This window comes from Streptomyces sp. A3M-1-3 (genome assembly GCF_024213665.1).
In the GTDB taxonomy this organism is placed as follows: Bacteria; Actinomycetota; Actinomycetes; order Streptomycetales; family Streptomycetaceae; genus Streptomyces.
On sequence record NZ_JANAVP010000027.1, the window covers coordinates 54,428 to 70,084 of the forward strand.

Sequence of the window (15,657 nt, forward strand, 5' to 3'; positions counted from 1 at the left end):
CCACCCCCACCCGCGGGCCACACACCCAGGGCCCGCGGACCCTACTCCCCTGGAGGAGCGTTCATGACACGGGAATCGACGGCCGTGATGTCGCTGGTCGAGCAGTGACTTCCCCCGACAGAGCAGAGATTCGTACGCGGGCGGCAGCCCCCGCAGGAGGGGGCGCCCCCTGCCCTCGTCCGCCGTGCCAGGACCGACCGCACCGGCGCCTTCTACCGCCGCCGGTTCGTCAAGATCCTGCCGCTGTACTACGTGGCCGGCGCCGCGGCGGCGGTGCTGCTGTGGAACGTGAGTATCCGGTGGCAGGACCTGCTCGCCTACGCGGGCCTCGTCCAGGTGTGGATACCGAACCCGCGGGTCAACTTCGGTGTCCTCGCGACGGGCTGGTCCCTGGCCGCGGAGGCCGTGTTCTACCTGGTGTTCCCCTTCGCCATCCGCTGGTTCCGCGACCTGGGCCGACGCGCGGCCTGGACGGGTCTGGCCCTCTGCGTGGCGGGCTCCTTCCTCGTGCCGGTCCTGGCTTACAACATGCCCGCCGGGATCATCTCGTTCGTGGGCGCGCCGGATGCGATCAGCTTCCAGATGTGGTTCGCCTATACCTTCCCGCTCGGCCGCCTCTTCGATTTCCTCGTCGGAATGTTCGCCGTGCTCCTGGTGATCTCCGGCGGTTTCCCCCGGGTGCGGATGCCGTGGGTGCTGATCTCGTTCGTGCCCTGCTACGTCGTGGCGAACTACAGCCCCTTCCTGTTCGGCTGGCGGGCACCCCTGCTGATCTCGTGCGTGCTGCTCATCGTTGCCGCCGCACAGGGGGACATCGAACGGCGTCCGACGTTCCTGTCGTCGAGGACGATGGTGCTGCTCGGCAATGTGTCGTTCGCCCTCTACCTCTGCCACTACCTGGTGCTCTACACCTTCAACATCAAGGTGATGCACGGCCCGTTCGACTCGGTGGCCATGGTGATCCTCTATCTCGCACTGGCCCTGGTCAGCTCCGTCGTCCTGGCGTGGCTGCTGTACCGGTACGTGGAGATGCCGATCGTCCGACGCTTCAGTACAGCCAAGAAGCGTCAATGACCCAAGAGCGGACAGAGCTGTCGAGTACCCGCCTCGACACCGCCGGCATCGAGTACCTGTGGGCTGCCTCGGACACAGGCCCCGCCCCCGCCCACGTCCGCTTGAAAGAGCAGCAGCGAGGTCAAACGCGCAGCTCAGGCCCGGGAAGGTAATCACCGCGCTCGAACAGCCGGCATGAACACACGAACGGAGAGGACCTCTCGATGAAGGCTCTGGTGCTTGCAGGCGGGTCCGGTACCCGCCTGCGGCCTTTCAGTTACTCGATGCCCAAACAACTCATCCCCATCGCGAACAAGCCCGTCCTGGTACACGTACTGCAGGGCGTCCGGGATCTGGGGGTGACCGAGGTCGGCGTCATCGTCAACAGCCGCGGGCCCGAGATCGAGGCCGTGCTCGGCGACGGCTCCCGGTTCGGCTTGCGGATCACCTACATCCCCCAGGACGCGCCACGCGGACTGGCCCACACCGTGTCCATCGCCCGCGACTTCCTCGGCGCCGACGACTTCGTGATGTACCTGGGTGACAACATGCTGCCCGACGGAGTCGTCGGCATCGCCGAGGAGTTCACCACGCACCGCCCGGCCGCCCAGGTCGTCGTGTACAAGGTGGCCGACCCCCGCTCCTTCGGGGTCGCCGAACTCGGTCCCGACGGCGAGGTGCTGCGCCTGGTGGAGAAGCCGCAGGAGCCGCGCAGCGACCTGGCGCTGATCGGTGTGTACTTCTTCACGCCCGCCATCCACGAGGCGGTGGAGGCCATCGAGCCCAGCGCCCGCGGCGAGCTGGAGATAACCGACGCCATCCAGTGGCTGGTCTCCTCCGGCGCGGACGTCCGGGCCAGCCGGTACGACGGCTACTGGAAGGACACCGGAAAGGTCCAGGACGTCCTGGAGTGCAACAGCCATCTCCTCGACGGCTTGACCCGGCGCGTGGACGGTCACGTCGACGCGAGCAGCGTCCTCGTCGGCCAGGTCGTGGTCGAGGTGGGGGCGCGCATCCTGCGGTCCCGGGTCGAGGGCCCGGCGATCATCGGTGCCGGCACCGTCGTGGAGGAGAGCCATGTGGGCCCGTACACCTCGATCGGACGGGACTGCCTGGTGACCGACAGCCGGCTGGAGAGCTCCATCACCCTGGACGAGGCATCGGTCACCGGCGTCCACGGCCTGCGCGACTCGCTGATCGGGCGCGCCGCCTCCGTCGGCACCACCGGCCAGGGCATGGACCATCACTGCCTGGTCGTCGGAGACCACACCCGAGTGGAGGTCGCGGCATGAGGATCCTGGTCACCGGAGCGGCCGGTTTCATCGGCTCCAATTTCGTCCGCAAACTGCTGGCCGACGAGTACAGCGGCTGGGCGGGTGCCCAGGTCACCGCCCTGGACAAGCTGACCTACGCGGGCAACCGGGACAACCTGCCCGCTTCGCACAAGCGGCTGGTGTTCGTCCGCGGGGACGTCTGCGACCGCGACCTGATGCGCGAACTGGTACGGGGCCACGACGCCGTGGTCCACTTCGCGGCCGAGACCCACGTCGACCGCTCCCTGGAGGGCGCCGGCGAATTCTTCCGTACGAACGTCCTGGGCACCCAGACCCTGTTGGACGCCGTGCTGGAGAGCAACGACGTGGAACGGGTCGTGCACGTCTCCACGGACGAGGTGTACGGCTCGATCGAGGAGGGATCCTGGACCGAGGAATGGCCGCTGGCGCCCAACTCCCCGTACGCCGCGGCGAAGGCCGGTTCGGACCTGGTCGCCCGGACGTACTGGCGCACACATGGCGTGGACCTGTCCATCACGCGCTGCTCCAACAACTACGGGCCGTACCAGCACCCCGAGAAGGTCATCCCCCTGTTCGTCACGAACCTGCTGGAGGGCCGCCAGGTCCCGCTGTACGGCGACGGGCGCAACGCCCGCGAGTGGCTGCACGTGGACGACCACTGCCGCGGCATCGACCTGGTGCTCAACCACGGGCAACCCGGCCAGATCTACAACATCGGCGGCGGCAACGAGTACACGAACCTCGCCCTGACCGAGAAGCTGCTCGAACTGACCGGCGTGGGCGAGGAGATGATCCGCCGGGTCCCGGACCGCAAGGCGCACGACCTGCGGTACTCGATCAACGATTCCAAGATCCGTGAGCAGCTCGGCTACGCTCCGCTGACCGGCTTCGAGGAGGGCCTGGCCGAGACGGTCGCCTGGTACCGGGACAACCCCGGCTGGTGGAAGGCCGTCAAGCACGGGGCGACCCGTGCGACCTGACGCCCGTCCGGCGGCCGGGCTCTCGGTCGTCGTCCTGGGCGGCACCGGGTTCCTGGGCCGCCACATCGGCGAGGCCTTCACCGCGCTCGGCGCCCGGGTCCACCCGGTGTCCCGCACCGGTGGGGACGACCCCGCGCAAGGCCTCACGTCCGTACGCCTGGACCTGCTCGCGACGGAGCCGGAGGAGATCGCCCGGCTCCTCGACTCGACCGGCGCCGACGTGGTCGTCAACGCGGCCGGCCGGGCCTGGCGGGCGGACGAGGAACAGATGGCCGCGGGCAACGCCGAACTGGTCGAGCGCCTCGTCGCGGCCCTCGCTGAGCTGCCCGGTCCGCCCGTACGGCTGATCCAGCTCGGCAGCGTCCACGAGTACGGGGCCGGCGCCCTGGACGCCGCCACCGGCGAGGACCATGAGCCGGCCCCGGTCACCGCGTACGGACGCACCAAGCTCCTGGGCACACGGGCCGTCCTGCGCGCCGCGTCCGAGCGGGGCGTCGACGGCGTGGTGCTCCGGCTCGCCAACGTGCTCGGCGCCGGAGTACCGGAGGGCAGTCTCTTCGGCCGGGTCGCGGCACATCTCGGTGAGGCCGCACGCAACATCGCGCGAGGCGAGAAAGCCGCCGTGCTGCGGCTCCCGCCGCTGCGTGCGGCCCGCGACCTGGTGGACGCGGGCGACGCCGCAGCCGCGGTGCTGGCCGTGGCCACCGCACCGGGAGAGACCGTCAGGGGCCGGGTGGTCAATGTGGGCCGCGGCGAGGCGGTCCCGATGCGCGGCCTGATCCACCGGATGGTCTCGCTCAGCGGTCTGGAGGTCCCGGTCGTCGAGGACCCCGAGGGCCCGCCCTCGCGCACCGACGTCGCCTGGCAACGGCTGGACATCGCACGCGCCGAGCGGCTGCTCGGCTGGCGGCCGTGCCGGAACCTCGACGACTCCCTGCGCGATCTGCTCGCGCCCGTACTGCCGCCCGGGCACCCACCGCTCGGCGTCACGGCCAACGCACCGGACATGGAAGAGGAATCACTGTGAGCGACCGCAAGGAACAGGTACTCGAGGAGGTCCGCAAGTACCACCAGGAGACCTCCCAGGAAAGGGGGTTCGTCCCCGGTACGACGGAGATCTGGCCGTCCGGCGCGGTGCTGGACGAGACGGACCGGACGGCCTTGGTAGAAGCCGCGCTGGAGATGCGCATCGCCGCCGGCCGGAGCTCCCGCAAGTTCGAGTCGGCCTTCGCCCGGCGGCTCAAGCGCCGCAAGGCCCACCTCACCAACTCCGGTTCGTCGGCGAACCTGCTGGCCGTGTCGGCGCTCACCTCGCACGTCCTGGAGGACAGGCGGCTGAAGCCGGGCGACGAGGTGATCACCGTCGCGGCGGGTTTCCCGACAACCGTCAACCCGATCCTGCAGAACGGCCTCGTCCCGGTCTTCGTGGACGTGGACCTCACCACCTACAACGCGACAGCCGACCGGGTTGCGGCCGCGATTGGCCCGAGAACCCGAGCCATCATCATCGCGCACGCGCTGGGCAACCCGTTCCCCGTCACCGAGATCGCCCAACTCGCCGAGGAACACGACCTCTTCCTGATCGAGGACAACTGCGACGCGGTCGGCTCGCTGTACGACGGGAAGCTCACCGGCTCCTTCGGCGACATGACCACCGTCAGCTTCTATCCGGCGCACCACCTCACCATGGGTGAGGGCGGCTGCGTACTGACCTCGAACCTGAGCCTGGCCCGGATCGTGGAGTCGCTGCGGGACTGGGGCCGGGACTGCTGGTGCGAGCCCGGCGAGAACGACAAGTGCCTCAAGCGCTTCCAGTACCAGATGGGCAAACTGCCCGCCGGGTACGACCACAAGTACATCTTCTCCCACGTCGGTTACAACCTGAAGGCGACCGACATCCAGGCGGCCCTGGGGCTGACCCAGCTGGCCAAGCTGGACGACTTCATCGACGCCAGGAAGCGCAACTGGCGGCGGCTGCGGGACGGCCTGGACGGCATACCGGGTCTGCTGCTCCCGGAGGCCACCCCCCGCTCCGACCCGAGCTGGTTCGGCTTCGTGCTCACGGTGGACCCCGAGGCGCCGTTCAGCCGCGCCGAGCTGGTGGCCTTCCTGGAGGACAGGAAGATCGGCACCCGCCGGCTGTTCGGCGGCAACCTGACCCGGCACCCGGCCTACATCGACCAGCCGCACCGGATCGTGGGCGAGCTGACGAACAGCGACATCATCACCGACCACACCTTCTGGATCGGGGTCTATCCGGCTCTCACCGACGAGATGCTGGACTACGTCACCGCCTCGATCAAGGAGTTCGTCGCCGCGCACGGGTGAGCCGCGCCGCTGCGCGAGGACGCGCGGTGGTGCGCGGCGGCCGGGCATGCGGCTGCGGCCCCTACCGGCCTGCACGGCCCGACCACCATCGGCGGACACCCGTCGGCTTCACCCTCACGCCTTCGTGCCCGGCCCTCGCGGTTCGGCGCACCGGATCCAGGGAGTCACCTGATGCTTTCCCCACCCCTCCGTACTCAGCTCCAGGCGCGCGCGGATGTGCGTCTGCCGTCCCGCATCGCGCTGTCCGCCGCCGCCGCGGAAGGCGTCCAGCTGCCCACCGGGGACTTCGCCGCCTGGCTTGCCGAGCGTGGCCGGGTCAATGAGTTCCGCGTGGACCGCATCCCGTTCGCGGAGCTGGACGGCTGGTCGTTCGACGAGCACACCGGCAACCTCGGACACCGCAGCGGCCGCTTCTTCACCGTCGAGGGCCTGCACGTCACGGAGGAGGACGGCCCCTACGGGGACGGTCCGTACGCCGACTGGTACCAGCCCATCATCAAGCAGGCCGAGGTGGGCATCCTGGGCATCCTCGTCAAGGAGTTCGACGGGGTGCCGCACTTGCTGATGCAGGCGAAGATGGAGCCGGGCAACCCCAACCTGCTCCAGCTCTCGCCCACGGTTCAGGCCACCCGCAGCAACTACACCAAGGCCCACAAGGGTGCGGACGTGAAGTACATCGAGTACTTCGCCGGTCCGCGCCGCGGGCGCGTCATCGCCGACGTGCTGCAGTCCGAACACGGCTCGTGGTTCTACCGGAAGTCCAACCGCAACATGATCGTGGAAGCGACGGGCGAAGTGCCGCTGCTCGACGACTTCTGCTGGCTCACCCTCGGCCAGATCAGCGAACTGCTGCACCGGGACAACGTCGTCAACATGGACGCGCGCACCGTGCTGTCCTGCCTGCCCCACCCGGACACCGGAGCGGGAGCGCTGCTCGGCGACACCGAGCTGTTCTCCTGGATCACCGGGGAACGCGCCCGGCACGATGTGCGGGCCGAGCGGGTCCCGCTCGCGCGTGTTCCCCGGTGGAAGCGCGGCGAGAGCGCCATCGAGCACGAGGACGGCCGCTACTTCCGGGTGGCGGCGGTGTCCGTGCGGGCGGGCAACCGCGAGGTCACGGGGTGGACCCAGCCCCTCTTCGAACCGGTGGGCCAGGGCGTCACCGCCTTCCTCACCCGCGAGTTCGAGGGCGTGCCCCACGTCCTGGTGCACGCCCGGGTCGAGGGCGGCTTCCTCGACACCATCGAGCTGGGACCCACCGTGCAGTACACCCCCGCCAACTACGCCCACCTCGATGCGCGGGACCGGCCGCGCTTCCTCGACACGGTGCTGCATGCGAGCGGAGACCGTATCCGCTACGAGGCCGTCCACTCCGAGGAGGGCGGGCGCTTCCTCAACGCCGAGAGCCGCTACCTGATCGTGGACGCGGACGAGGCCGACGCGCCGCAGAACCCGCCGCCCGGCTACGCCTGGGTCACCCCGGCACAGCTGACGTCCTTGGTCCGGCACAGCCACTACGTCAACGTCCAGGGGCGCACCCTGCTGGCGTGCCTCAACGCGACGGCGGGGGCCGCCCGATGAGCGAACCGGTGCGCATTGGGATGATCGGCTGCGCGGACATCGCGGTGCGCCGGATGCTCCCCGCCTTCGAGGCCGACGCGGACACCGAGATCGTCGCGGTCGCCAGCCGCTCACCGGAGAAGGCGGAACGGTTCGCGGAACGCTTCGGCGGCCACCCGGTGCTGGGCTACGCCGAGCTGCTGGAGCTCAAGGAGGTGGACGCGGTCTACATACCGCTGCCCGCCGCGCTGCACGACCGATGGGTCGAGGCCGCTCTCGACGCCGGCAAGCACGTGCTCGCGGAGAAGCCCCTGGCGATGAACGCCTCCCGCACCGGGTATCTCCTCGACCTGGCCCGGGACCGCGGGCTGGCGCTGATGGAGAACATCATGTTCGTCCACCATCCGCTCCACGAAGCGGTACGGCGCCTGGTGGCCGACGGCGCGATCGGCGAACTCCGGTCGCTGCGCGCGGCGTTCACCATCCCGGCGCTGGCGGACACGGACATCCGCTACCAACCCGAGCTCGGCGGCGGGGCGCTGGCGGACGTCGGCCTCTACCCGCTGCGGGCGGCCCTGCACTTCCTCGGCCCCGGACTGGAGGTCGTCGGGGCCCAGCTCACACGGGGGCGCGGCCGCGCGGTGGAGACCTCGGGCGCCGTCCTCCTGCGCACCCGCGAGGGGATTACGGCACAGATCACCTTCGGTCTCGAGCACGCGTACCTCTCCCAGTACCAGCTGTGGGGCAGTACGGGCCGGATCACGGTGGACCGTGCGTTCACCCCGCCCGCGGACTTCGTCCCGGTGATCGGGCTGCACCGGGGCGGGGGCCGTGAGGAGATCCGGCTCTCCCCCCACGACCAGGTGGCCGCCACGATCGCCGCCTTCGTCACCTCGGTGCGCGCGGGCGCTGCCCCGGCCGAGGAGACGCTGCGCCAGGCCCGTCTGCTGGACGACGTACGCGAGGCGGCCGCGTGACCGTCCCGCGGTCACCGCTCGGAGCCGAGCCGCGGCTGCGGCAGGGGAGGCTCGACCTCTGGCTGCTGCCCCAGCCCGAGACGGCCGCCCTGCACGGCCCACTCGCCCTGGACGAGCTGGACGAAGCCGAGCGCGGTCGCGCGGACGCCTTCCGGCGGCCCGCCGACCGCCAGCGGTACGTGGTGGCCCACATCGCGCTGCGGCGGCTGCTGGCGGCGTACTCGAGGACAGCGCCGCAGGACATCGTCTTCTCGCGGGCGGCGTGCCCTCGGTGCGGCGCTCCGCACGGGCGGCCGGTGCTGGTCGACTCGGGTGTGCACTTCTCGCTGTCGCACAGCCCGGGCGCCGCCCTCATCGGTGTCGCCCTCTCACCGGTGGGGGTCGACGTGGAGCCGCTCCCGCGACCGGAGCGGGTCGAGGTGTGCACACCCGCACTCCACCCGAGCGAGCGGCGCGAGCTGGAGGAGCATGCGCCCGGGGACCGCCCGGCTCTGTTCGCCCGGCTGTGGGCCCGCAAGGAGGCGTACCTCAAGGGGACTGGCGTCGGGGTCGGCGGCTGGATGTCGGACGTGTACCTCGGCGACGAAGGAGCGCACACCCCGTCACGGCCCGCCGGCTGGACCGTCGTGGACGTGCCCTGCGGAAGGGACCACGCCGCCGCGGCCGCGATCCGGGGACACGCGCCGCGACAGGTCGTACGTCGGCTGCCGCCACGGGCGGTACTCGTCGGTGAACGCGTCCGGGCGCCGTCGAGGCAGGCGCCACCCAAGAGCCCGACACAGATCTGAGGAGGAGGACGATGACCGTCTTGGACGACCGCCCGGGGGAGAGGCACCAACTCGACGACGCGCGCGGGCGCGTGGCGGAGCTGCACGAGATGCGTGCCCAGGTGCTGGCCGGCCCGAGCGAGAAGGCGACCGAGGCGCAGCACGCCAAGGGCAAGCTGACCGCGCGGGAACGCATCGAGCTGCTGCTGGACCCGGGTTCCTTCAACGAGGTCGAGCAGCTGCGCCGGCACCGGGCCACCGGATTCGGCCTGGAGACGAAGAAGCCGTACACCGACGGTGTCGTCACCGGCTGGGGCACGGTGGAGGACCGTACCGTCTTCGTCTACGCGCACGACTTCCGGATCTTCGGCGGGGCGCTGGGCGAGGCCCACGCCATGAAGATCCACAAGATCATGGACATGGCCATCGCGGCCGGGGCTCCGCTGGTGTCGCTGAACGACGGCGCGGGCGCCCGGATCCAGGAGGGGGTCTCCGCCCTCGCCGGTTACGGCGGCATCTTCCAGCGCAACACCAGGGCGAGCGGGGTGATCCCGCAGATCTCGGTGATGCTGGGACCCTGCGCGGGTGGCGCGGCGTACAGCCCCGCCCTCACGGACTTCGTCTTCATGGTCCGCGAGACGTCCCAGATGTTCATCACCGGACCGGACGTCGTCAAGACGGTCACCGGCGAGGAGATCACCCAGAACGGCCTCGGCGGCGCGGACGTGCACGCCGAGACGAGCGGCGTGGCCCACTTCGCGTACGACGACGAGGAGACGTGCATCGCGGAGGTGCGCTACCTCCTGTCGATGCTCCCGCAGAACAACCGCGAGCTGCCTCCGTCGGCCGTCCCGGACGACTCGGCCCACCGCCGGAGCACCGCGCTCCTGGACCTGGTCCCGGCCGACGGCAACCGCCCCTACGACATGGCCAAGGTCATCGAGGAACTCGTCGACGAGGGCGACTACCTGGAGGTCCACGAGCGCTGGGCCCGCAACATCATCTGCGCCCTGGCACGCCTGGACGGCGAGGTGGTGGGCATCGTCGCCAACCAGCCGCAGAGCCTCGCGGGGGTGCTCGACATCGAGGCATCCGAGAAGGCGGCGCGTTTCGTGCAGATGTGCGACGCCTTCAGCATCCCGATCGTCACCATCCTGGACGTCCCCGGCTTCCTGCCCGGTGTCGACCAGGAGCACGGCGGAATCATCCGCCACGGCGCGAAGCTGCTGTACGCCTACTGCAACGCCACGGTCCCCAGGATCTCCCTGATCCTGCGCAAGGCGTACGGAGGTGCCTACATCGTCATGGACAGCCAGTCCATCGGCGCGGACCTCACCTACGCGTGGCCGACCAACGAGATCGCCGTCATGGGCGCCGAAGGTGCCGCCAACGTCATCTTCCGGCGCCAGATCGCCGAGGCCGAGGACCCCGAGGCCATGCGGGCCCGCATGGTCAAGGAGTACAAGACCGAGCTCATGCACCCGTACTACGCGGCCGAACGCGGCCTCGTCGACGACGTCATCGACCCGGCCGAAACCCGCGAGGTGCTCATCCGGTCCCTGGCGATGCTCCGCACCAAGCACGCCGACCCGCCCTCCCGGAAGCACGGCAACCCGCCGGTGTGACCGTCGCCGGGCCACCGCCGTCCGGCGATTGTCATCGACCCTTGGAGCAGACAGATGTGCGTACTCATGATGTCGACGGGCGCCGAAGCACTCCACGCCGTCGGTGTCACTGGCGTGGGCCCTGTGGGCTGCGGGGCACGACGTGGTGGTCGCCAGGCAGCCGGATGTGCTGGGCGCGGTCCGGTCGGCCGGACTCAACGCGGTGAGCATCGGCAACTGTTACCACGTCGACGACATGCTGTGCCGGACTGAGCGAGGGAAAGCTACCCCTGGAAACTCGTCCGCGTGGCGCGCTCGAGGCCATGGGCGGGTACGTGCTCGAGTCGATCACCGCGTCGCTGCGGGCGGCCGGTCACGATGTGTGAGTCGCCTCACACGCAGGCCTCGCGGAGGCCGACATGTCCGCCGCCATCACGGCCGCTCGACGTCCTGGCTGGATCCACGGGCAGCAGGACCGGGAGGTCGACCGGTTCGTCGAGTGGCTGCGGCCGCATCTGCGGCGGTACGGCCTCGCCTTCTCGCCCGAGCAGCTGCTGGGCCAGTGGAGCCTGGACCTGGTATCACCGGGGACACAACTTTCCTTCAGGGGCCTGTCCGTACCGATCCGGAGAGTGGCCTACACCGGTGCGTGCAACCTGCCGGACTGGCTCCGGGCACGGCCCGAGCGCCCGCGAGTGGTCCTCCTCCTCGGCATGACCCGAGGGCATGAGCGGCCTGCCCCTCATGGACATCCTGAGGAAGGCCGCGCACCGGGACGTCGAACTGGTCGCCCACGCGCTGCCCGACAACGTCCGTGCGGCTGGATACGTACCGCTCGACGTGCTGCTTGCCCGGGGCCGCTGCCGTAGTGGTCCGTGGACGATCTGTACCTCGGCATCGAGCAGGTGGTGAAGGACCCCGCGTTCGCCAAGGGGGCTGGCACACTGCATCGACGGTCCCTGGGCCTACCGGGGCCGCTGGAGGTGGTGGCACTCCTGGAACGGCTCACGGCCGGGCGATCGGGCCGCCGAGGGCCACGTGCGCGGTCGTCGGCCGCGTCGTCCGGAGCCCAGGGACGGTGCCGCCCCGGAAACCGCGATCGCCGTTGATCGACGGGTCCCGGATCCTCTGTCACGGGGCCTGGAATGTGCCGGAGTTCTTGGAGGAGTCCCCGGGAGAGGATTCAGCAGTCGGGGCAACAGCCGTGCGGCTGTCGCCGAAAAAATCAGGAAGGTCCGAAACGGAAACCGACACCGCGCACCGTGGCGATCCACCGGCTGGAACCGAGTTTACTGCGCAGGCTGCTGACGTGCGTATCTATGGTCCGACCGGGTTTCGCTCTGGGGTCGCTCCACACCTGGGTCATGATCTGTCTGCGCGAAAAAACATTGCCCGGCCGTGAGGCGAGCAGATAGAGTAGATCGAATTCCTTTCGGGTCGCCTCTATATGGCGGCCGTCTAGGCGGATTTCCCGGGCGCGGTGATCAATGTGCAGTGCGCCGACCGTGATGACGTCCTCGGGGACGAACGGCTGCAGCCGGACCCTGCGCATCACGGCTTCTATGCGAGCAGCCAATTCGGTCAGACTGCATGGCTTGACGACATAGTCGTCCGCTCCCGCGCGTAGACTGAGGACCCTGTCGAGTTCCGTGTCGCGGGCGGTGACGACGATGATGGCGACGTCACAGACGGCCCGAATACTGCGGCACAGTTCCACACCGTCCAGGTCCGGCAGATCCAGGTCGACGAGGAGCAGGTCGGCCTTCCGATACTGCTGGAGCGCCTCGGTGCCGGTTCGGACCTGCTCCGCCTTGCACCCATGTCGGCGCAGTCCCAGAATGAGCAGGTCGGCGTCTTGGGACTCGCTCTCCACGACGAGTACGCGTACGGCCTTGTGATCCGTCCGCTCCTGCGGTCGAGTGGACGCGGCTTCTGCGGATAATTGATGCGGAATGAGTGGCGCGACCGTTTTCGTGGACTGGTATTTCATATCGAGATAGCCTCCACTTTCGTCCAATGAATGGATTTTGAGTAAGCATCTACCTGCATGCATAGAGGGATGCCCATGAACGGCGAAAGTGAGGGGGCCCGGTATTGCATCGAAATGCAGCGAAAGTTAATCCGTACCAGAGCCATTGGGTAGCTGGCACGCCACCAACTTGTCAGAGGCGATACCTCGTCAGGCTGTTTCCCCGCTCCCCGTTGGTCGGCCAACGATGTCATGGCGTCGACCATGAGTGCCCCCCGTTTAATGCAAGTTAAACATGCACATTCACGTCATTGTTTCGCTCACGCAAACAGTGTACACACGCTCCGTACGTCGTACACGGGGTTTCGGGTTCGCACTCGGCGGTGACCGATCGATGTGGGGGGGCGAAGTCGAGGTCCGCCGACGATCCCAGGTCCCGGGCGACCAGGAATCGCCTGGGGGTGGGGTCGGCAACGACCGGAGTCCCCGGCGTCGAGGCGTTGAGCGGAGCCACGATGAGCCGCGGTCTGCCTTCCGCAATGGCGGCTTGAATGTGGGCTGCGATCTCCCGCTCGGACTCGTGGTCCTCCCGGCCGGCGCGGATGGCGGCGCCGATCGCGCGGGATCGGCCAGAAGGGCCGCGGAGGTCGGCCAGGGGGCTGCCTGGGTCGCGGCGCCGGGCGAGCCATTCGGCCCGGTTCTCCGCTGCGGTGCCCCAGTCGAAGGTGTCTCGGCTGCTGGCAGGAGTGGTTGTCGCAGGTGTGGCAGACGGTTGGGCTGCCCGGTGCCCCAGCCCAGACGAGGTATCACGCCGTGCGCGAGCTGGTAGCCGTACAGGTGGCCGGGCACGGTTCCCCGGCGGGTTCTTCCTGAAACCCGGCCGTGAGCAGGTGGCCCGGCTGGAGGCTGAGTGCGGTATCGCCAACCTCCGGCTCCTCCAAGGGTGGATGCGAGTGACGACGGGACTGCTGCACTACCTGGCTGTAGTCGCGCGGAGGGTGGTCAGCGAGCTGAAGCTCTCTCTGCCACTGGCCTCCTACGCGCGATCCCATCGCGTCGACGTGGTCACCAGCACGCAGCCCCTCACGGACCTCGGCCTAACGAGCACGGACGGAGCCGACACCATTCGGATGGCAATGCCTGCTTGAGCTGGCCCGGCTCCGCGACCGTCGGGCGCTCACACGCTGTTTGCGCGTTTGCCAGATATGGAGGGCTGAGAGCCCATGATTCTTGGGGGCAAGGCTCGCATTCGAGTTGCAGTCGCAACGGGTTGTGAGGGTGTGCCCACCAGTGGGCACATCGAGTCGGGGCAACGGGATCGAGCAGGATGGAGCAGGGCTGAAACGGGTGGGAAAGTCCGATTCTCTCGCAAAGACTTCGTAAAGCCGCAGGTGAGAGCGTCGCTCGGTTCGGGTTCGACTCCCCTAGGCTCCACAGCGACAGCAAAAGGCGCCGGGAGACCCTGTGGTCTCCCGGCGCCTTTTCCCGTTTCCGGCCGACTCTTTCCGTCCGGCTGTGGTCAGCGCTTGTCGTCGCGGTCGCGCGCTTCGGCCTCTGCCTGCTTGGCCTGCACCTCCGGGTCGAGCGGGCCCGTGCCGTCGACCGACGCCAGCGGGGCGCGGTCGGACACCTCGGTCGCCTCCGGCGGCTCGACCAGCCAGTCCGGGTTCGCCTGCTTGTCCCACCACTTCCAGGCGGCGAAAGCGCCTCCCGCCAGCACACCGAGCACCACCAGGCCCTTGGCCGCCCGGCCGGCCTTGGCGCGCCGCTCGTGCTTCCTGACGATCTTGCTGATCTCCTTGACGGTCACCTGCCCGCGCAGCGCGGCCAGAGCCGCCGCCGAACGGGACGCGGCTTCCTCGGCCACCGGCTGTGCGGCGGCCACCGCGCTCTCCACGCGCGGAACGGTGTATTCAGCCGCCTGGCGGGCAGCCCTCCGGGTGCGGACGGCGGCTTTGTGCGCGGCCTCGTCCACCCTCGGGGGCACCCGGGGCGCCAGATGTACGGCGTACTGCGTGCGGGCCTGGTGGGCCGCCTGATGTGCCGCGTGCGACACCTTCGGTGCGAGCCGTACGCGTGCCTCATGGGCGTAGTACGCGGCCTGGTCCTTGGCCTGGCCGGCGTAGGGCGCCACCGCTTCCGCGGCGTGCTGCACGCTGTCCTTCGCCGTACCGGTCGCGGCGCGCACGCTTTCGATGCGGGTCACGGGATCCTCCTCCTCGGTGGCGGACGAGTCTGGGGCTGTTGGCCCAGGAAAGTCACGGTTCACCTTTCCACCCTTTGTCGGATCATGCCTGTCAGGCGGCAAGGTGGCATGTGCGGGCGGGCATCCGGGTCATCGGTGATGACACCGGGCAATGCGGTGCAAGGGGAGCTTGCCGACGACAATGCCACGGTTCGCCACGCCGCGCGGCGGTTCGTGAGGTACTCGTCCCAATCAGGTCCGTGCGAGGATCGTGAGTCGTCAGTGAGGACTATGGAAGGTAGATCGTGTCCGAGCAGCTTTACGCCACCCTGAAGACCAACCAGGGCGACATCGAGATCCGGCTGCTGCCGGACCACGCCCCGAAGACGGTCAAGAACTTCGTGGAGCTCGCCCAGGGCGAGCGTGAGTGGACCCACCCGCAGACCGGCAAGAAGTCCACCGACCGGCTGTACGACGGAACGGTCTTCCACCGTGTGATCAGTGGTTTCATGATCCAGGGCGGTGACCCGCTGGGCAACGGCACGGGCGGCCCCGGATACGAGTTCGCGGACGAGTTCCACCCCGAGCTGTCGTTCGACAAGCCGTACCTGCTGGCCATGGCCAACGCCGGCCCGGGAACCAACGGCTCCCAGTTCTTCATCACCGTCTCCTCGACGGCGTGGCTGACCCGCAAGCACACGATCTTCGGTGAGGTCGGCACCGAAGCCGGCAAGAAGGTCGTCGACGCCATCGCCGCGACCAAGACCAACCCGCGCACCGACCGCCCGGTGCAGGACGTCGTCATCGAGTCGGTCGTCATCGAGAAGCGCTGACGCGCCCGGCTGCGTTCCTACGGGAACCATTCCGCCCCGCCCATCCGTACTGGATAGGCGGGGCGGCGCACTGAGCGGCGCCGTGAGCAGAGAGAACCGAGGGGAC

The 15,657-nt window shown here is 69.1% G+C and carries 12 protein-coding genes and 2 pseudogenes; 12 read left to right on the top strand and 2 right to left on the bottom strand.

The genetic code is table 11. The annotated features are described in order from the left end of the window. Positions 1–192: 192 nt before the first annotated feature. From NLX86_RS26305 to NLX86_RS26350, 11 genes and pseudogenes are all read left to right on the top strand, one after another. A pseudogene (locus tag NLX86_RS26305) lies at positions 193–1,074 on the top strand (acyltransferase family protein); the annotation flags it as partial. Between the two features lie 203 nt (positions 1,075–1,277). Next, entirely contained in the window at positions 1,278–2,345 is a 1,068-nt protein-coding gene (locus NLX86_RS26310) for a glucose-1-phosphate thymidylyltransferase (protein ID WP_254374272.1), read from the top strand. Then, complete coding sequence (gene rfbB, locus NLX86_RS26315) at positions 2,342–3,328, top strand: dTDP-glucose 4,6-dehydratase (RefSeq protein WP_254374273.1); 987 nt, start codon at positions 2,342–2,344, stop codon at positions 3,326–3,328. Before NLX86_RS26310 ends, rfbB begins: the two co-directional genes overlap by 4 nt. After that, positions 3,318–4,355 carry an NAD-dependent epimerase/dehydratase family protein gene (locus tag NLX86_RS26320; protein ID WP_254374274.1) on the top strand — a complete coding sequence of 346 codons (1,038 nt, stop codon included), beginning with the start codon at positions 3,318–3,320 and terminating at the stop codon, positions 4,353–4,355. Before rfbB ends, NLX86_RS26320 begins: the two co-directional genes overlap by 11 nt. Further along, positions 4,352–5,656, top strand: a complete 1,305-nt coding sequence (rfbH, locus tag NLX86_RS26325; protein ID WP_254374275.1) for a lipopolysaccharide biosynthesis protein RfbH — start codon at positions 4,352–4,354, stop codon at positions 5,654–5,656. Before NLX86_RS26320 ends, rfbH begins: the two co-directional genes overlap by 4 nt. A 171-nt stretch (positions 5,657–5,827) precedes the next feature. Beyond that, positions 5,828–7,237, top strand: a complete 1,410-nt coding sequence (locus NLX86_RS26330) for an NDP-hexose 2,3-dehydratase family protein (RefSeq protein WP_254374276.1) — start codon at positions 5,828–5,830, stop codon at positions 7,235–7,237. Beyond that, positions 7,234–8,193, top strand: a complete 960-nt coding sequence (locus NLX86_RS26335) for a Gfo/Idh/MocA family protein (RefSeq protein ID WP_254374277.1) — start codon at positions 7,234–7,236, stop codon at positions 8,191–8,193. The genes NLX86_RS26330 and NLX86_RS26335 overlap by 4 nt, the downstream gene beginning before the upstream one ends. Next, the gene (locus NLX86_RS26340) at positions 8,190–8,981 is read left to right on the top strand and encodes a 4'-phosphopantetheinyl transferase superfamily protein (protein ID WP_254374278.1); all 792 of its coding nucleotides are present in this window, start codon (positions 8,190–8,192) and stop codon (positions 8,979–8,981) included. Before NLX86_RS26335 ends, NLX86_RS26340 begins: the two co-directional genes overlap by 4 nt. Before the next feature lie 11 nt (positions 8,982–8,992). Continuing rightward, positions 8,993–10,585 carry an acyl-CoA carboxylase subunit beta gene (locus NLX86_RS26345; protein WP_254374279.1) on the top strand — a complete coding sequence of 531 codons (1,593 nt, stop codon included), beginning with the start codon at positions 8,993–8,995 and terminating at the stop codon, positions 10,583–10,585. 398 nt (positions 10,586–10,983) lie between these two features. Then, positions 10,984–11,265 (top strand): annotated as a pseudogene (locus tag NLX86_RS35170) (activator-dependent family glycosyltransferase); the annotation flags it as partial. A 25-nt stretch (positions 11,266–11,290) separates the two neighbouring features. Next, positions 11,291–11,476, top strand: coding sequence for a hypothetical protein (locus NLX86_RS26350; protein WP_254374280.1), 186 nt, complete (start codon positions 11,291–11,293; stop codon positions 11,474–11,476). 313 nt (positions 11,477–11,789) lie between these two features. On the opposite strand, the gene NLX86_RS26355 is transcribed toward NLX86_RS26350, so the two are convergent. Both NLX86_RS26355 and NLX86_RS26360 read right to left on the bottom strand, forming a co-directional pair. Beyond that, a complete protein-coding gene (locus NLX86_RS26355; RefSeq protein ID WP_254374281.1) occupies positions 11,790–12,554 on the bottom strand; it encodes a response regulator transcription factor in 765 nt (254 codons plus the stop codon). 1,498 nt (positions 12,555–14,052) lie between these two features. Continuing rightward, a complete protein-coding gene (locus NLX86_RS26360) occupies positions 14,053–14,739 on the bottom strand; it encodes a DUF5324 family protein (RefSeq protein WP_254374282.1) in 687 nt (228 codons plus the stop codon). Between the two features lie 284 nt (positions 14,740–15,023). Between NLX86_RS26360 and NLX86_RS26365 the strand changes: the two genes are divergently transcribed. Beyond that, positions 15,024–15,551, top strand: coding sequence for a peptidylprolyl isomerase (locus NLX86_RS26365; RefSeq protein ID WP_254374283.1), 528 nt, complete (start codon positions 15,024–15,026; stop codon positions 15,549–15,551). Positions 15,552–15,657: the final 106 nt, after the last annotated feature.